The sequence below is a fragment of the Nostoc sp. S13 genome (genome assembly GCF_029379315.1).
Taxonomy (GTDB): domain Bacteria; phylum Cyanobacteriota; class Cyanobacteriia; order Cyanobacteriales; family Nostocaceae; genus Nostoc.
The window spans coordinates 27,754-44,811 of sequence record NZ_JAQYWQ010000018.1 but is presented as its reverse complement, the minus strand read 5'-3'; the positions used below and the strand labels follow the sequence as shown (position 1 = coordinate 44,811).

The 17,058-nt window shown below is 42.7% G+C and carries 15 protein-coding genes, 1 tRNA gene and 1 pseudogene; 11 read left to right on the top strand and 6 right to left on the bottom strand.

The window, feature by feature from the left end; all coding sequences use genetic code 11:
- Window positions 1-25 precede the first annotated feature (25 nt).
- The gene (locus PUQ00_RS08825) at window positions 26-916 is read left to right on the top strand and encodes a proline iminopeptidase-family hydrolase (protein ID WP_300415185.1); all 891 of its coding nucleotides are present in this window, start codon (window positions 26-28) and stop codon (window positions 914-916) included.
- A gap of 518 nt (window positions 917-1,434) precedes the next feature.
- Here PUQ00_RS08825 and PUQ00_RS08820 read toward each other — a convergent pair.
- Window positions 1,435-2,085, bottom strand: a complete 651-nt coding sequence (locus PUQ00_RS08820; RefSeq protein ID WP_300415182.1) for a PEP-CTERM sorting domain-containing protein — start codon at window positions 2,083-2,085, stop codon at window positions 1,435-1,437.
- 197 nt (window positions 2,086-2,282) lie between these two features.
- Here PUQ00_RS08820 and PUQ00_RS08815 point away from each other — a divergent pair, with 197 nt between their 5' ends.
- From PUQ00_RS08815 to petJ, 6 genes are all read left to right on the top strand, one after another.
- A complete protein-coding gene (locus tag PUQ00_RS08815; protein WP_300415255.1) occupies window positions 2,283-3,191 on the top strand; it encodes a sugar ABC transporter permease in 909 nt (302 codons plus the stop codon).
- Window positions 3,188-4,024: a carbohydrate ABC transporter permease gene (locus PUQ00_RS08810; RefSeq protein ID WP_300415181.1), complete on the top strand. Its 837-nt coding sequence runs from the start codon at window positions 3,188-3,190 to the stop codon at window positions 4,022-4,024. Before PUQ00_RS08815 ends, PUQ00_RS08810 begins: the two co-directional genes overlap by 4 nt.
- Before the next feature lie 212 nt (window positions 4,025-4,236).
- Window positions 4,237-4,452 carry a hypothetical protein gene (locus PUQ00_RS08805; protein ID WP_300415178.1) on the top strand — a complete coding sequence of 72 codons (216 nt, stop codon included), beginning with the start codon at window positions 4,237-4,239 and terminating at the stop codon, window positions 4,450-4,452.
- 132 nt (window positions 4,453-4,584) lie between these two features.
- Window positions 4,585-5,076 (top strand): photosystem II cytochrome c-550, encoded by a 492-nt coding sequence (gene psbV / locus PUQ00_RS08800; protein ID WP_300415176.1) that lies wholly within the window; start codon window positions 4,585-4,587, stop codon window positions 5,074-5,076.
- Between the two features lie 382 nt (window positions 5,077-5,458).
- Window positions 5,459-5,878, top strand: coding sequence for a plastocyanin (petE, locus tag PUQ00_RS08795; RefSeq protein WP_300415174.1), 420 nt, complete (start codon window positions 5,459-5,461; stop codon window positions 5,876-5,878).
- 245 nt (window positions 5,879-6,123) lie between these two features.
- A complete protein-coding gene (petJ, locus tag PUQ00_RS08790; RefSeq protein WP_300415173.1) occupies window positions 6,124-6,468 on the top strand; it encodes a cytochrome c6 PetJ in 345 nt (114 codons plus the stop codon).
- A 304-nt stretch (window positions 6,469-6,772) separates the two neighbouring features.
- Here petJ and PUQ00_RS08785 read toward each other — a convergent pair whose 3' ends face one another.
- Window positions 6,773-8,251 carry a hypothetical protein gene (locus tag PUQ00_RS08785; RefSeq protein ID WP_300415171.1) on the bottom strand — a complete coding sequence of 493 codons (1,479 nt, stop codon included), beginning with the start codon at window positions 8,249-8,251 and terminating at the stop codon, window positions 6,773-6,775.
- 681 nt (window positions 8,252-8,932) lie between these two features.
- On the opposite strand from PUQ00_RS08785, the gene PUQ00_RS08780 reads away from it, so the two are divergent.
- Entirely contained in the window at window positions 8,933-9,628 is a 696-nt protein-coding gene (locus tag PUQ00_RS08780) for a lipase (RefSeq protein ID WP_300415168.1), read from the top strand.
- Window positions 9,629-9,828: 200 nt separating this feature from the next.
- Window positions 9,829-10,440 (top strand): cytochrome b N-terminal domain-containing protein, encoded by a 612-nt coding sequence (locus PUQ00_RS08775; RefSeq protein ID WP_300415166.1) that lies wholly within the window; start codon window positions 9,829-9,831, stop codon window positions 10,438-10,440.
- Window positions 10,441-10,652: 212 nt separating this feature from the next.
- Here the strand turns inward: PUQ00_RS08775 and PUQ00_RS08770 are convergent, their stop codons facing one another.
- On the bottom strand, window positions 10,653-12,539 hold the full coding sequence (locus tag PUQ00_RS08770; RefSeq protein ID WP_300415164.1) for a cation:proton antiporter: 1,887 nt from the start codon (window positions 12,537-12,539) through the stop codon (window positions 10,653-10,655).
- A 326-nt stretch (window positions 12,540-12,865) separates the two neighbouring features.
- On the opposite strand from PUQ00_RS08770, the gene PUQ00_RS08765 reads away from it, so the two are divergent.
- A tRNA-Glu gene (locus PUQ00_RS08765) sits at window positions 12,866-12,938 on the top strand.
- An 88-nt stretch (window positions 12,939-13,026) separates the two neighbouring features.
- On the opposite strand, the gene PUQ00_RS08760 is transcribed toward PUQ00_RS08765, so the two are convergent.
- The 3 genes and pseudogenes from PUQ00_RS08760 to PUQ00_RS08750 form a co-directional block, all read right to left on the bottom strand.
- The gene (locus PUQ00_RS08760) at window positions 13,027-13,635 is read right to left on the bottom strand and encodes an SRPBCC family protein (protein WP_300415162.1); all 609 of its coding nucleotides are present in this window, start codon (window positions 13,633-13,635) and stop codon (window positions 13,027-13,029) included.
- Window positions 13,628-15,662: pseudogene (locus PUQ00_RS08755) on the bottom strand (GAF domain-containing protein). Before PUQ00_RS08755 ends, PUQ00_RS08760 begins: the two are co-directional and overlap by 8 nt.
- Window positions 15,663-16,336: 674 nt before the next feature.
- Window positions 16,337-16,672 (bottom strand): hypothetical protein, encoded by a 336-nt coding sequence (locus PUQ00_RS08750; RefSeq protein ID WP_096535028.1) that lies wholly within the window; start codon window positions 16,670-16,672, stop codon window positions 16,337-16,339.
- 71 nt (window positions 16,673-16,743) lie between these two features.
- Between PUQ00_RS08750 and PUQ00_RS08745 the strand changes: the two genes are divergently transcribed.
- Window positions 16,744-16,992, top strand: a complete 249-nt coding sequence (locus tag PUQ00_RS08745) for a hypothetical protein (RefSeq protein WP_300415155.1) — start codon at window positions 16,744-16,746, stop codon at window positions 16,990-16,992.
- Window positions 16,993-17,058: the final 66 nt, after the last annotated feature.

Here is a 17,058-nt window from a genome sequence, read left to right as displayed (position 1 = left end):
TATAATGTCAAATAATTTTTGTGCCATGTCTAATACTTTTGCCATTGAAGACTTTATTTCATTCCGTGGTCATCAGGTATGGTATCGCATCGTTAAACCAGACCTAGAAGAACCTGGCAAGCTACCGCTGCTGTGTCTTCACGGAGGCCCAGGAGTACCCCACGACTACTTAGAACCTTTGGAAGCGTTGGCTACGCCCGCCGCAGGCATCGCCGCAACGGGAAGGCGAGTTATTTTTTACGATCAATTAGGGTGTGGTAATAGCGATCGCCCTACAGATCCAAAATTGTATTCCATTGATTTGTTCAAAGAAGAACTCTTCGCCGTCCGCAGTGCCTTAAATTTAGACCAAATTCATCTATTTGGGCAATCATGGGGCGGTTGTTTAGCACTGGAACATGCCCTTTCTCAACCCACTGGGCTAGTCAGCCTCGTTCTAGCTAGCACACCTTCTAGCATTCGACAATTTGTAACTGAAGCTTATAGCCTGATGAATGAGCTACCAATCGAAGTACAACAAATCATTAGTAAGCACGAAGCTGATGGTAACACCCAAGACGCCGAATACAAACAGGCAATGGAGGTATTCAACCATTCTTTTCTTTGCCGAGTAGATCCTTGGCCCAGCAGCTTAACTAGAGCTTACAGCAAAGTTGGTACAGAGTTTCGGGGTGCAGGCAAAATCATCGACTGGAATATTCAAGACCGCCTCGGTGAAATTGTTGTGCCTACACTGCTGCTTTCAGGTCGCTACGATGAGGTTACGCCTACTTGTGTTGAAACAGTTCACCAGGGTATTTCTGGCTCTGAGTGGGTACTGTTTGAAAACAGTTCACATATGCCTCATCTGGAAGAGACAGAACGATTCCTACAAGTCTTAGGCGAATTTTTGAATCGTGTCGAAACAGCCCTCTAAAGGTGAGATTGTAAGTAGAGTCTCATATTCCTTGAACCTAAGTCTTCATTTATTCTCGAATTCTGGAAGTTCCGAGTTCTGAGCACGAAGTTCCAAGTTCTGAGCACAAAGTTCCGAGTTCTGAGCACGAAATTCCGAGTTCTGAACACGAAGTTCCAAGTTCTGAGCACAAAGTTCCGAGTTCTGAACACGAAGTTCTGAGTTCTAAGCACAAAGTTCCGAGTTCTGAACACGAAGTTCTGAGTTCTAAGCACAAAATTCCGAGTTCTGAACACGAAGTTCTGAGTTCTAAGCACAAAGTTCCGAGTTCTGAACACGAAGTTCTGAGTTCTAAGCACAAAATTCCGAGTTCTGAACACGAAGTTCTGAGTTCTAAGCACAAAGTTCCGAGTTCTGAACACGAAGTTCTGAGTTCTGAGCACAAAGTTCCGAGTTCTGAACACGAAGTTCCGATATTCTAAACATAAAAGCATCCATAATAAGAATTAAAGCGTTTATGAATACTTTAATCTTTGCCACTAATGTTGTTTTCTAACAGTTCTCTTTCGCTTTGCAAAGGAACCAACAGCTAATCCACCAAATACTATTACTGTCCCCATGATGGTTGTTGGTTCTGGAACTTCTTGAGGAACTTTGATAGAACCACTGACTAAAGCCAGACCATTCAAGGTAATAGTTGGTCCCAAATTAACTATGTCTTCTTCGGAGAACAACAGTGTGCTTGTAGCGTTTTTGAATATGCCCTCACCGTCAGTGATATTGACGATGCCAGAGCCTTTACCTGTGAGGGTTTTAAAATTCACTAAAGCACTAGCATCACTAGTTCCAAATAACTTGTTAGCACCGCCGCCAAACACGATGTAGCCTAATGGAAAACCTTGGACACCAAATACTTCTGGATTATTATTAAAAGTGAGATTTCCCTTGTCATCAATCACGGAGTATGTCAAACCTTTGTATAATCCTAAATCATCGGGGGCATCATCACTCAAACCAACCTCAAATACCTGGGAAACGTTGCCTGAAATAGGCGTAATATTCACTGTTGTCCGATAGTTGCCAATAAATGGATAAATAGTCTGTCCTGTTGCTCTGTCTAGATTTGAGCAAAGACTAACTGAGGTCATAACTAGTGGAACAATCCACATTTTGAGTGAATTAAATATCATTTAAAATCTCCACTTTCAAAAAAAATCGATTTTCACACAAACCGTACAATATATTACGAGCAGTTACAATGAATAATCCTTTGATAAAACTGGCAATTTTTTCTTGAACAGAATTCAGAAGTCAGGAGTACGATAAATAATCATGCATGACCCATCGCTACAGCCGGGTTAGTGCTGGATTAGATGGAGGTTCAATAGTGTTTGAAATTAGTAGGCGGCGGAGTAACCCCAGGTGGAATATCACAGAATACTTGGCTGGGTATATGTTCATGATGCCCACCATTCTGGTCTTAGGGACTTTTGTAGTCTTACCTATTCTCTACGCCGTTTTTCTTTCCCTGCAAAAAGTTCAACTCCTTGGCGGTATTGAGTACGAGTTCATCGGTTTTCGCAACTTCACACGATTAGTTGAAGATGAACGAGTTTGGATTGCTTTGAGAAACACAGCCGAATATGTCGCCATTGTTGTGCCAATTCAAACAGTCCTAGCTTTAATTCTGGCGGTAACTCTGAATTCTGGGATTCGCGGTAAAAACTGGTGGCGCATCCTCTACTTTTTGCCCACAGTCACTTCTTCAACAGTGCTGACGCTGATCTTCATGTGGATTTATAACACTGATGGGCTACTAAACGATTTTCTTGCTTTTGTGGGGCTACCTACTTATAACTGGTTAGGTGATCCAGCAGTTGCGCTCAAAGGGATTATGATCATGAACATTTGGTCAACCGCACCGTTTTTCATGGTGATTTATCTGGCGGCGTTGCAGGATATACCCCAAACACTTTATGAGGCGGCGGAACTCGATGGCGCAAATGGGTGGCAGCAATTTATCTACATTACTCTTCCCTTGCTGAAGCCTGTAACTTTCTTTGTGGTAGCAGTAGGGGTAATTGGTACTTTTCAACTTTTTGACCAGTCTTACATCTTCTCTGGCGGTACTGGCGGGCCAAACAACGCTACCTTAACTGTGGTGCTGCTAATTTACCAAGCTGTGTTTCGGAATTTACAAATGGGATATGCAGCTGCGATCGCATTTTTGTTGGCAGCAGTGATCATTGCCATCACTTTGATTCAGCGGCGACTTTTTGGAGGGGAACGGATTTGACTAATATCTCTGGCTTATCCTGGCTTAAAGTCTTGTTATACCTCTTGCTGACACTCTATGCGATCGTCACCATAATTCCCTTTCTCTGGGCACTTTCAGCATCATTTAAGCCGCTATCAGAGATTGTCAGCGCCCAAGCCAATTTTCTCCCCAAGAATTTTACTCTCGATAACTACAGGCAAATCTTTCTCCAAGAACCACTATTTTGGCGCTGGTTGTTCAACAGTGTGGTGATTGCCGTCAGCGTCACGCTTTTAAACTTGTTGTTAAATTCAATGGCTGGTTATGCCTTGGCAAGACTCCGCTTTGTTGGTAAACGCTTTTGGTTCTTCCTAATTTTGGCTGTACTGGCAGTCCCGGCGCAAATCACCCTAATTCCCACATTTTTGATTTTAAAAGCGATCGGCTGGCTGAATTCTTACCAAGGCATGATTGTGCCTAGCATGGTTAATGCCACTTTTATCTTTATGATGCGGCAATTTTTTGTTAATTTTCCTAAAGAACTAGAAGAAGCAGCGCAACTGGATGGCTTAAATACCTTTGGAATTTTCCGACATATTGTTTTACCTCTAGCAAAACCAGCACTAGCAGCACAGGCGGTTTTTGTGTTCATGGGGAGTTGGAATAATTTTTTACTGCCTATAGTTATCCTATTTGACCCAGAAATGTTTACCCTCCCTTTAGGGCTGAACACCTTCAAAGGTCAATACATTAGCTATTGGAACTACATTATGGCGGCTTCTATGGTCTTCACCTTGCCAGCTTTAGGCATTTACACCTTTTTTAATCGTTACTTTATTCAAAGCGTCACCTTTACCGGGGGAAAAGGTTAATCAGCATAGGGCATAGGGCATAGGGCATTGGGCATTGGGCATGGATTTATTCCCCTTGTCCCCTTGTCCCCTTGTCCCTTGTCTCCCTCATCCCCCTACTTCCCACTCCCCACTCCCCATTCCCTAAACAGTATTTTGGGCAACAAATTGCACTCCTAACGTGATATTGGTATTACAGCGACTCAATCTCTATCTATCAGTTAACAAGCACTATGGGTTTTGGAGACCTATCGATCGCAGAGATAGCAGCCGACTACAGCATTCCTGTAGAAAAAGTGTTTTCTCTGTGTAACCAACTGGGAATCGCCTACAAACACCAAAAAACCCGTTTGGCGTTAGAAGATGCAAAGGCAATTATTTCCCAAATATCGTCTGAAACACGCCCAAAAGGGACTAGCGACTTGGAGGGTGATAACGAGATCACCTGAAGGGTTATCTCGGAGCTTTGGCTAATCACTGATAGCTAATGACACAGAACATGAGTCATTAGCTATTAGTAGCTTGGAGATTGAGAATCGCTTTTTTAGCTGTGTTGAGCGTCAAAATCTTTAAGGGGAAACATGTTTAGAAGACTAATTGGCGTTGTTGTGGTTACTGTTTTACTCTCGTTTCAGTTGATTGTCGGTAGCGCGACAGCAGTTGAACTGGACAAAGCTACCCGAACAGTGCCATTAAATACTGAGGGTGAGACCACTGTACTCAGCCTTAAACAAGTCAAAGAAGGCAAACGCTTATTTAATTTCGCTTGTGCCCAATGTCATGCTGGGGGAGTTACCAAGACAAACCAAAACGTGGGACTCGCTCCAGACGATTTGGCACTGGCAACACCCAACCGTAACAACGTTGAAGGCTTAGTGGATTACCTGAAAAATCCCACTACTTACGACGGGGAAGAAGAGATTTCCGAAGTTCACCCCAGTATCAAAAGCGCAGATATTTTCACAACAATGCGAAATCTGACGGATGATGACTTGGAGGCGATCGCTGGTCATATTCTTTTACAACCCAAAATCGTTGGCACTAAGTGGGGAGGCGGAAAAATCTATTACTAAATCCTTGAATTAGTACTGTGTCATTGGGAATAGGGCATAGGGAAAAATCCATTCCCCATTCCCCATTCCCCAGTTTTCAGCAAACTTTAGCTGCTTTCGTTCTCACCCCAGCACAAAATCTTCCTGCTTGAGATAGAAAAAATTTTTGAAAAGTCACGATATTCCTAAAGAAAAAATAAAAATCTTTTATTTTACTGTTCACCTTTCTTCACAGGCTTTTTGTGCTATAGCAGTCTAGTATTAATTACTGATTGCCCAGCTTTTTGCAATAAATTGCTCCCCATTCTTAAAAAAAAAATCTATCTATGACAGATTGTCATATTTGGCGTTGATTTTATTTAAAATGAGAAAGGAAAAAAAAATTGTTTGTTAGGAGAGAGCCATGAAATTAATTTCGGCAAGCTGGCGACGCCTTGGTTTAGCTGTGTTGACAATCGTTTTAGTTGTTAGCAGCTTCGCTATTTTTACTCCCAGCGCTGCGGCTGAAACTTACAAGGTGAAATTAGGCAGCGATAAAGGGCTGCTAGCATTTGAACCGAAAAAGTTGACCGTTAAACCAGGCGATACAATTGAATGGGTGAACAACAAAGTTCCTCCCCATAATGTTGTGTTTGATGCTGCCAAAAACCCCACTAAGAGCGCTGATTTAGCGAAATCTCTGTCTCATAAGAAGCTGTTGATGAGTCCTGGTCAAAAGGAAACAACCACCTTCCCCGCAGACGCAGCTGCTGGTGACTACACCTTCTACTGTGAACCTCACCGTGGTGCTGGTATGGTTGGTATAATCACTGTCCAAGGCTAGAAACACCAACCTTTGACACAAGATGATTTCTCAGTGAAATTAGCTCATATCAACACGCCACGCTCTTAGAGTGACGCACACAATCGAGAAATGGTGAGTAACGAGTCCTATCCCCGCCTAAGACCCTAAGTAACTTGTGGTGATGGAGGGGTGAACTCGTTACAGCCAATTTTGATCAAATTTGACTTCATCGGGGATTAATCGCGTTTATACTCTTGCTGGAGGCTTGTTGCGAGGAAATTTTCTTGAGAATACTTTTATTAATCCTACTGTTAGCGATCGCCCTATTCAAATTCACATTTATTAGTCCAGCACTAGCTGCCGAAACATCCAACGGTGCTAAAATTTTCGAGGCTAACTGCGCTTCTTGCCATATAGGTGGCGGTAACATCCTGATTAGCCAGAAAACCTTGAAAAAGGAAGCATTGTCAAAGTACCTAGAAAATTATGATCGCGACTCAATCCAGGCGATTATCCACCAAGTGCAAAAGGGGAAAAATGCCATGCCTGCCTTTAAAAGTAAGTTAAGTTCTGAGGAGATTCTAGAGGTAGCTGCTTACGTTTTTCAGAATGCAGAACAAGGCTGGTAAACTAGCTATACCGTCTAATTATTGTGGCGTGGGCAGCGTTCGACTGAGCGCTCACGCCGAACTATTGCCCGCCAGTAATTAAAGGCGAGATGCCCACCCCACAACATTGGATAATTTGTTGATTGGAAATCCCTCAGTGCATTTCCTTATTAGAACCTTCAAAGTTACTTATATAGATGACGAACTAGCGATTGCTAATTCGTCAACTGCTAAAAAGGATATTTTCAAGATGAATGATAAATTCACAATTTTTATCATTCATCGCTTTTAGCTTGTTTTTTAATCCAAAATCACCAGAAAGTGATTAGTTCTTTGGATTAGACTTTTGTCTGTTTTCCTGCACTTGGCGCAACCGTTCTACTAATGTTTGCTCCGATTCGGCAGAGGGCGTCGGCTCACTATTATTCACTCTCGGCAACAATAACGGTTCGGAAGTAGTAGATGCCGATGAAGGCGTGGGCTGATTGTTTCTGATTCCGAGTTCAGATAATGACTGATTGCTATTGGCTCCCGGTGTAACTAATGGTTTGAGAGTGCCTGCTGGTGAAGACAAAGGTTGGTTATTTCTGATTTGCAGATCAGGTAATGGTTTAAAACTAGCTGTTGGTGAGGGCGAAAGCCGATTGTTATTGATTCCCGGTGCAGATAATAATGGAGTCCCAGTAGTGTTACTAGTGTTGTTTTGGAAACGTAGGTTAAATGGATAGGAACTTATCCGTCTATCTCCCTTGGGGGATTGCTTGTTGAAGTATTGTCTTGCTTTTAATTGCAATTCCGGGGAAACTAACTTGTCTTGAAACTTGATATCTAAGACCTTGCCATCACGATCTACCACTAATACACCCAAAACAGCACCTTCAAGATTCGGCTTATTTGTGGCTAATGTTTGGCGGATAACTGGTTTTTGTTCAGCGTTGGGGTATTGTTGCTGGACTTCTTTTCTCAGGTTTGCGTAGGAGTCTAGCTGGGCAATCGCCAGTTCGGTTCCTTTTCCAGATAAATCGGGTGTCTTGAGCGTGGTTCTCCTCGTTAGGGTTAAGCTATCTCCAGCCCTTGGAGCTTGTTTGAGAGAATTTATCAGTGGGTTTTGAGCAATTCTAGACGCATCATTACTTGGTTGCGTCATCTGTAGAGTCCTATTTCCCTGTGCTGTTGGAATGGGGCTAGTGTCAGATAAGTTTGAAGATGGGGCATTTTGCAGAATATCATCAGGTATTCTCTGCGACTGCAATTCTGGCAACCTATTTAGAGCCAGTGGTTTAGGTGGCTCGTATTTGGTGGTACTCTCATTCACACGAGGAACTGATGGAGTGAATTTGGCGCTGGTATTGTATTTAGAACTGTCAAATTTAGAGGTGTCAAATCGCAAATTATCACTAGGAATCATCCGCAAAGACTGCCTTGTAGGCAAGGAAGAAACCCGATAGTTATTCGATGATGCGGGTAGTGGAGGCAGTACTAGCTGACTGGATGGCGCTGGTGCCAATGGGGGCAATATACTTTGGCCGCCAAAGTTCGGAGCAGAAAGTGGCGCTACTGGAGGAAATTGTTGTAAACCAATTTTTGGTGTGCTTTGCGGCAAACGGTTTTGGTCGGCTTGGCTCAATTCCAAAAGTCCGACTGTTTTGGATGATGCTGTTTGATTGGGCTTGCTAGAATCCATAGGCATCAATGGCACAATCATCGCGATCGCACCGTGAATGCCAAGAGACGCTATAGCTGCTATCCCAATTGGCTGGCTTAAGATTTCTGGTATATTTTTCAGCAGGGAGACGTAAGACATAGCTGTTATCGTTCACTCGGCTCAGTTGCAGTTTACTAGCGATTTTTTCTTTCCGACTATCTTGCAATATTTTGCAAGAAATGCGTCCCTCTAAGGAAATAATAACTTCCTATGCTAGCAATCAAAACGCCAAAATTGCCATTTATTAACAGAAGACAGTTATTGCTGAGGGCAGTTATTGCTGGAGGAAAGAAGTATGATTGAAAACTTTAGTTTGGGGTATAAAACCTAGATCAATGACGCTGTATCATATATTCAAATTTGAGCTTGCTAAAGAGATATTTGAAAAATTACTACTGTTTATTTTTTATTGTTATGACACACACAATTAAAATTAATATCTGTGATATTTATAAAGTTTAAATGAACATGCAAGTTTGAGTACATCACAAAACCTGCTGAAGTTACCTTGTTTTTTCGACTGTTTTCCAGTTAACTAGGCTTCTGTGGCAGATGGCACACTTGCTTGTCCTAGACTACGCCCTATGTGAAAATACTACCACATCAGCAGCCCTTAAAACTGTTGCAAATTGTACAATTTTCTTGAGATTCTAGCCTTAAACTCCACCAAAGCTATTTGGGTTTTTATAAAAGGAGTTAGTCCGACGATCGCAATTCTAGCTTCTGAATCTGACTACTTCTTCATCAAAAAAGTTCAAATCCCCAATCATTGCATCTAAAATGCCCTTACCGACAGTGATTTTGCCTGGATATCTAGAAAGCGCGATCGCTTACCGTCAACTAGAACAATCCCTACAACAGTTAGATTTTCACACGGTTACAGTACCACTCCGACGACGTGACTGGCTACCCATTATTGGAGGAAGACCAGTAACACCGATTCTGCAACAACTCGATCTTACGATCAAGCAGACATTGCAGCAACATAATGCTACTCAAGTTAATTTGATTGGTCACTCAGCCGGAGGTTGGATATCCCGCATCTACATGGGAGAAAAGCCCTATTTGGTACGAGGTGATGCTAAACCATTGATCTGGGAAGCGCATCCCTTGGTTGCTACTCTCATCACCTTGGGTACACCCCATATTAGTCAAGAACGCTGGACACGCTCCAATCTAGATTTTGTCACCAATAATTACCCAGGAGCCTTTTACAAAAACGTTCGTTATGTTTGTATCGCTGGCAAAACTATCTTTGGAGAAAGGCGGCCTGGTAGTTGGTTAGCTTACAGTAGTTATCAATTAACCTGTGGTAAGGGCAACACTTGGGGAGATGGAATCACACCCATCGAAGCTGCTCACCTAGAAGGGGCAGAAAATCTGGTGATTGAAGGTGTGAGGCATTCTCCCAGAAGTCCTGGAATTTGGTATGGTTCAGCAGAACCCTTAAAAGCTTGGGTAGAATATTTGATTTAATTAATATCTTGTACTAATTCCAACAATCGCTTCGTAATCAATTACCCAAACAATAGCCGAAAAGAATGATTTTCTTCTTATGGACAATTGATGAATTGCCCCTACTTGATCTTTTTCGGAAAATTGCAACATTTATTAATATTTCTTAGCTAAAATTGTAACAGGAATAAATACTTAATTAAGAACAGGAGGGGTGAGCCATGCAAAGCACCCAGTTCGATAAGATTTTGCGACGAATAGCGACGATATTATCAGTCGTGATTCTGACTTTGTGCTTAATTTATGTATCTACCGGAGTTTTGCTTGCTTTTTACTATGAACCGACAGCAGGCGGAGCTTATAACTCCTTAAAGATGATTAATACACAACTGCCATACGGCTGGTTGTTTCGGAGAGCGCATGATATTGCTGGTAACGCGGTAATTGCGATCGCTCTAATTCAAATTGTGGTGATGTTTTTAGGTCGGCAATTTCGCAAGAGTTGGCTGGCTGCTTGGATTAGTGGGATTTTGTTTACCCTAAGTGCGATCGGGCTGGATTGGACAGCGATGATTTTAGATTGGACTCAGGAAGGATACTGGCGTTTTAACATTGAGCTAGGAACCATCGAAGCCATTCCTTTTATTGGTGGGCAACTGCGCGACATCCTGACTGGTGGTGGAGCCATTAACACAGTTACCGTCGAACACCTTTATACAATACACAGTTATCTGATTTCGTTGGTGACGCTCATTCTTGCCATACTAAATTTATCAGCTTTAGTGTGGCAGGAATGGCAAATGTATCAAGCTGAGTTAGGAGTTAGAAGTTAGGAGTCATTCAATTTTGGATTTTAGATTTTAGATTTTAGATTTTAGATTTTAGATTTTTCCTTCAATCCCTTCTCCCAAGGGGAGACGCTGCGCGAACGGGTTCAGCAGTCACTCATGGGGGAAACCACGCCAGGTGCTTCAAGTCGGCGGAGCCGCCCAACGCACTGGCTCCCCAAGACCGTGCTGCTTCACTAAAATCCAAAATTCAGAATCTAAAATTGGGCAAGGGATAGGTCTTCAACCTCTGGTAACTTTTCTAGAGAGAGGGGAGTAGATTGGGTAGCACCAGATAAGCGTTTTAACAGGCTAGGTCTGGGGTCATGCAACAGATAAATAATGCGATCGCTAATTTCCCAATCTTGGTTAGCTGAGATTACCTGTAAGCGTTCTTCTCGTTCTACCAATAGCGGTATCAACACCCCAGTCCGAATCTTTTCTTGGATGCGATCGCATTGAGTGGAAAACTCCAACTCATTCAGCGTGGTTGTCCCCAACTTGACTCGCCCATCATTCAAATATTCATTCCAAGTTTTAATCGCTAAGTCTGGGATAAAAGCTTGATTAACTTTATTACTAACCGAGGTACTCGCTTGCGGATCACGCGGGAAAACAGCTAAGACACGCGGCGGCTTAAATTCCTCAGCTGCTCGTTGAGCCAAAACAAAATTCACCTCGCCATTACTTGTCATAGCCAAAAAAGTACCGATAGAGGCAAGTCCTGCCTCTTCCAAAACAGCAGCATCTAGCGCACTGCTGGCAATAACCCGGAGATTTTGCGCCTCAGCTTGCACAAGACATTGGGGGTCAGTATCAATCATGACCACGTTTTCTCCCCGTTCTTGAAAGAACCGGGCAATCAAAAGACTCAAGGGATTACAACCCACAATCACTGCGCCAGTTACATCTTTGGAGGTGATTTGCAACCATTTAGCAACCCAGCCAGCTGTTAGCCCTTGGCAGACAACAGTCATGATAATTGTCAGGAAAACTAGAGCTTTGATGGAATCACCGCCGTTAATGCCGCGCTGTGTCAACGAAATCGCAAAAAAAGAAGCTACGGAGGCGGCAACAATTCCTCTGGGAGCAACCCAGCTTAAAAACAGTTTCTGTCGCCAGTTTAGGTCACTGTTCCAGGTACACAAGAGGATATTAATCGGGCGAACGACAAACATTAATACCAAAACAGTGAATAAACTACCCCAACCCAAAGCAAACACACTGGCAATGGATAGGTCAGCAGCTAATAAGATAAATAGCACCGAGACGCTGAGAATTGTCAACTGACCCTTAAAGCTCCGTAACAGTCGTTCTTCTGGGACTGAGGAGTTAGCAAAGACTGCCCCGGCAACTACTGTTGTCATTACTCCCGATTCACTGCGGATCATTTGCGATAAACTAAACAGGCTCCAAAGTATCGCCAACACCACTAAGTTTTTTAGCTCGAATGACAGAAAACTGGCGCGTTTGAAAATCAAACTCATCAGATAACCGCCAGCACCACCAATTGCTCCACCAACACCCAGGCGCATCAGTAAACCGACGATCGCATTAATGGGGTCAGTATTATCGTTCAAAATGGTATCGAGGACAACGAAGGCCAGGATAGCCCCTACAGGGTCAATTAAAATCCCTTCTCCTTCCAAAAGTGTTGCCACTTGCCGATCTACATTGATTTGTTTGAGCAAAGGGCCAACAACGGTTGGGCCTGTCACCACAACTATGGAAGCATAGAGAAAAGCTATGTTCCAGGGAAATTCACCCAGCCAGTGGGCTGCCATACTCCCACCAAGCAATGTGATCAGCGTTCCGAGACTGACAAGCAATTGCAGGCTGACTGAAACTCTGCCTAACTCTCGCAGATCCAAGTTTAGTCCGCCTTCAAACAAAATTATTGCCGTTGCTAGGGCGACAATAACTTCCAGTCCACTGCCCAGCAAATGGGGATGCAAAAGCCCTATGCCATCAGAGCCAAAGAGGATGCCCAACAGCAATAACAAGACGATGCTGGGTAAACGAAGGTATGCAGCCAGCACTTGGGCGCTAATGCCTGCAAAAACAGCGATCGCCATCTGTAGGGTGATTTCAAAAGATGCTTCCATGTTGTAGATTTTGAGCGATTTATTTCAAAATCTTTTGTAAAAAACCGTAGATATTAACTCTACAGGGTACAACATTATACCTTTTGTCCCTTGCTGAATTTAGCGTTTTTTCGATCTATGTATCCCCCAATATTCCCCATGCCGGACGCTGATCCACCCTGCGGCTTTCCGCACAAGCGTCTACGGGATTGTTTTTGTGTCTCCATGTCTTTGTATCCTCTTCAAGCTTTTGCCTCCACCCAGTTTAGCTGCCACAAACTTTTTTTGGCAAAAGCTGTTGACAAGAGCAAGGAAATTCGTTACCTTATAAAAGGTCTGAGTCCGATGCCCCCATCGTCTAGAGGCCTAGGACACCTCCCTTTCACGGAGGTAACGGGGATTCGAATTCCCCTGGGGGTACTTAAAAACAATAAAAAGCAAAAGCTTTTTTACTTGAAATGTAGCAAGCAAAACTATCATTCAGGAAGAATCCTGAATGATAGTCTAATTAGATATAAGGTTCTTTCCTGGCTAACTCTTCTACACGTTGGTAAATAGCCAGAAGATTTAACCGCAAATCTTCGCTCAGGCGATTTTCAATGATTGCCACTGGCATAGTGCGTTTAGGCCAAACTTGAATTGTATAGCAAAGGTTTGTTCCTATATACTTACCGAGGGAATAAGGCTCTAAGCACCAGCTACCGGAAAAGCCTTTAAAATCTCCCTCTACCATCCGAAAATTAATTTCTTTAGGGAAGTATTCTTGTAGATCCAGAACTACCCGCGCCCAAAAGTTGAAATTCAGTAAGCGCTGGGAGCCTACTTGCTCTAGTCGAATACCACCATTGGGATGCTCGATTAAACGACTCTTGGCAAGGTTGGGGAGAAAGTCAGGTAAGGCTTCATAATCTGTCAGAACCTTCCAGATTTGTTCGACTGGGTGGGGAATTTGGACTTTAGCAGTAATTTGGCGCTGTCGCTCTGCTATTTTCTCAATTTGAATTTCTACTTTAGCCGACAAAGCAAATGCATGAGTAAGTAAATCTTCCTCTAGCTTGGTGTCATCAGTGGGAGACTCGAAATCAGGGTTCTCTGTTGTGTTCTGTTTTTTAGTCACTTTCAGAATTATGGTTTGCTTTCCTCAGAAAATTGAGGCAGAGTTAGGGTGAAGCAAATTTCGCTCTGTTCAGAATCCGAGATTTGGACACTTTCAACAGCGATCACTCCATTCAGATGCTGCACTAAAGACTTGACTAGAGCAAGTCCCAAGCCAGTTCCTGGAGTCCAGCGCCCTTTTCCGCGACGGAACTTGTCAAAGATGTAGGTGGCTTCTTCTTCGGAGATGGCATGTCCTGTATTCGTCACCTTCATCATAACTTGATCAATTTGTTGATCAACTCGGTGAGCAGCTTGCAAGTGGACGATGGTATTATGCTGTGAGTATTTACAGGCATTAGTTAACAACTCTTGGAGAATGCGGTCAAAACTCTCCAGTTCAGTTTGCAGTTTTAGCGAATCCTCTGGTAAATCTACAGAAATCTTTAACCCTTTGTCTGCGAGTTTTTTCTCAAAAGATGCTGCTATATCGTGGATTCTAATATTTAAATCTATAAATTCTAATTGGGGAGCTTCGTGAGGCGACTCTAGTTTCTGGAGTGTCAACAAGTCATTAATCAAGTTGATTTCCTTTGTACATTCCTCCTCTAGAATATCCATATATCTAACCTGACGCTCTGGGGTTATTCCTGGCAAACGTAAATTGCGAATTGACATCAGCATGTTTGTCAGGGGATAGCGCAAGCGATCGCTCATGTTGCTTAAAAATTCATCTTTGAGTTCGTTAAGTTTCCGTAGCTGCTCAACATACTGCCGTGTTCTTTCATGCAATTTTGCCTGGAGTTCCAGACTACTCTGGAGTTTTGCCGTCCGCTCATCTACCAAAGTTTGCACTTGGCGCAATGTCTGTGACTGAATTATGGCGTTACTCACTTGAGCACAAACCATTTCTACAAGATTTAATTCTGCTGGTTGCCAACTCCGAATCACAGATTGCTGTAGCACCAGGAATCCTAAGATTTTACCTTGTGTTTCTAGTGGTATTAATAGTACCGCAGGCAATTCTTCTACTGCAAATAATGCAGCAGCTGGCGAGGTATTGTTTTGGTCTGTATAGTCATCAAAGATTACTGCTTTTCCAGAATCCATGAAGGCACGCTGGCATAAACCACAGTCTGAAAGCAAGAAAGACTCATTTAAGGTATTTGGTTTACTAGTGCCGAGACTTTGTGTTTCCCTAGCCCATTCACCAATTACGGTAGCTTTCGCTTTCGGAATTTGTTTTTTAGCTTGAGTCCTAAATAGTGGATCTGTATATTTTAGTAATATCAGCAAACCCCGATCTGCTTGTAAAGATTCCGCAGTCGAGGCGATAACTAACTGGAGCATTTGATTAAGCTCCAAGTTGCTACGACTCAGTATAGTTAATTGTTTGATCAAGCTTTGATGCTGATTACTCTTTTCCAGGTACTGCTCTTGATGAGCAATTAGTTGAGCTTGTGCCACTCCCGAAAAAGCGATCGCGCAAGCTGACTGCACTTCTTTGAGCAATTGTTGTTCTGATTCAGTCCAATCATAAGGTTGAAATTTAATCAGACCAATCACCCCATTATTATTGCCACCAAATCGGGTGGTAATTGCCAAAACTGCTTTTATCGGTAGTGGCAAATATTGACAACCAATTACTAGACTGTTGTGAATGAGGGAAATGTCTTCAATATTCAATGGCTGGGCAGCACATTGCAGCACTGGCGAGTGCATAAGCAACTGTTCCATTGAAAACATCTCTTCTGGGTGTGGCAACCCTAGATACTTATCAGCACACCAATTAGTACTAGTCGCTTCCTCGGATGTCTCACCTGTTACCGAAACCAAGCAGCAACAATCTACTTGAAAGACAACTCCTAGCAATTGGGCAATCTCTTGCAGCACCAATGCCGTCGCCGAGCTATTGGCAATGATTTGGTTAATCTTTTGTACCAACTGCTGGGCAGATTCTTTCTGATGTTGCATCAGCTCCCCTTGGTAAGGTTGTAGTCGGTCTATGTCATCGACGTAATGTGGCGGCGACGATAAAGGCTTTTTCATTCTTAGTACGCCCTTGGATAATAACACCATTGTTTTTGCACCCAACCTCTTGGCATATTCTTCACCGTTACTTGTGTTGCTACACCTTGATAATTGACAAATCTTGTCTGAATACTTTCTCTCACCTGTTATAGCCCTTTTCTATCTCAGATGGTCAAATCACCACACACAACAAATTGCTACAATGCCACATAAGTAATAGAATACTTAAGATATCCTATAAATGCTTAATTTAGCTTATTTTTGACTGCTCTATCTTGAAATAATTTACTAACTTTATCTGATCTATTAAGTATACATAAACCGTAATTTCTCTGGATTTCCAGCAAAATTCCCCTTAATTTCAGGTGAAATTACTTAAACTTATCTTATTTATTTTGTAAATTTTTATTACATTTTTTTCAAAAATAGTAGGTTTAACAAGCTACTATTTGATGTCCGTAACTCTCAGTAAGATATGAATAAAACTAAATTTTGAATGCAGCCCAATTATTTTTACCTTACTGAGTGATAAGTAAGGTAAAAGTACTCAGTAATGATGTACTTGGGTTTTAGCCTCGCCCTTTGTGGAGCCACTGTGGTCTTTTTGATTTCCACAGAGGAGCAAGTGACGTGGCGGTCTTTTAACTCAGCAGTCTTGATTAATAACTGGGCTGCATTGCCTGAATATAAGACTATCCAGCCAAACTCTCGACACTCAGAGGAACCATATCGCCATTCCTCGTCAGTCCTAACAACATCGGTTGTTGGGGTTGAATTAGTTGACCTGTGAGTACACAGCGTTCTTCTTGCTGAGCTGTAGCAGCTATGCTAGCTCGAATGTCCGATCGCGAAAATCGAGGCTTCCACTCACCTGATTTTTGCTGGACATAATTCCAAAGAATATCTCGAATCAGAGCTTGATATCCCTGATTCCCAGCTATTTCTTTGAGCTTATCTTTGAGTTCCCGCTCCAGGCGGATGCTGGTAACTTCCATATCGGTGGTTGGGGTGCGAGCGATCGTATGCATCACTTTTTCTCCTTAAAGGTATAGACAGGATAGTAATACAAGTGTAGTATGTTTAAAGGAATGTTCAATAGGTGAAATTTTCTGTGAAATCCATTTACCCCATCTCTACTTCTTTAGGCGCTACCAATTGCCGAGCTGGTTGGGAATCAGCTGCTATGGGAGTGGAGTATTTATTTATGGGCGATGGTAGCCGAAATCATGGGCAAATCACAGAGGGTAATTATGATTTTAGACATCTCGGCATTAGTGCGCTGATTGCAAAACCAGAACTAGACGAAGAAAGCGGGGGGTACAGGCAAAGAAATACTGTACCAATATAGACCAGAAAATTTTCCGGTCAATTCTAACCCCCGCTTCACCCAAAGGAAGCGGGGGTTTTTTTATAA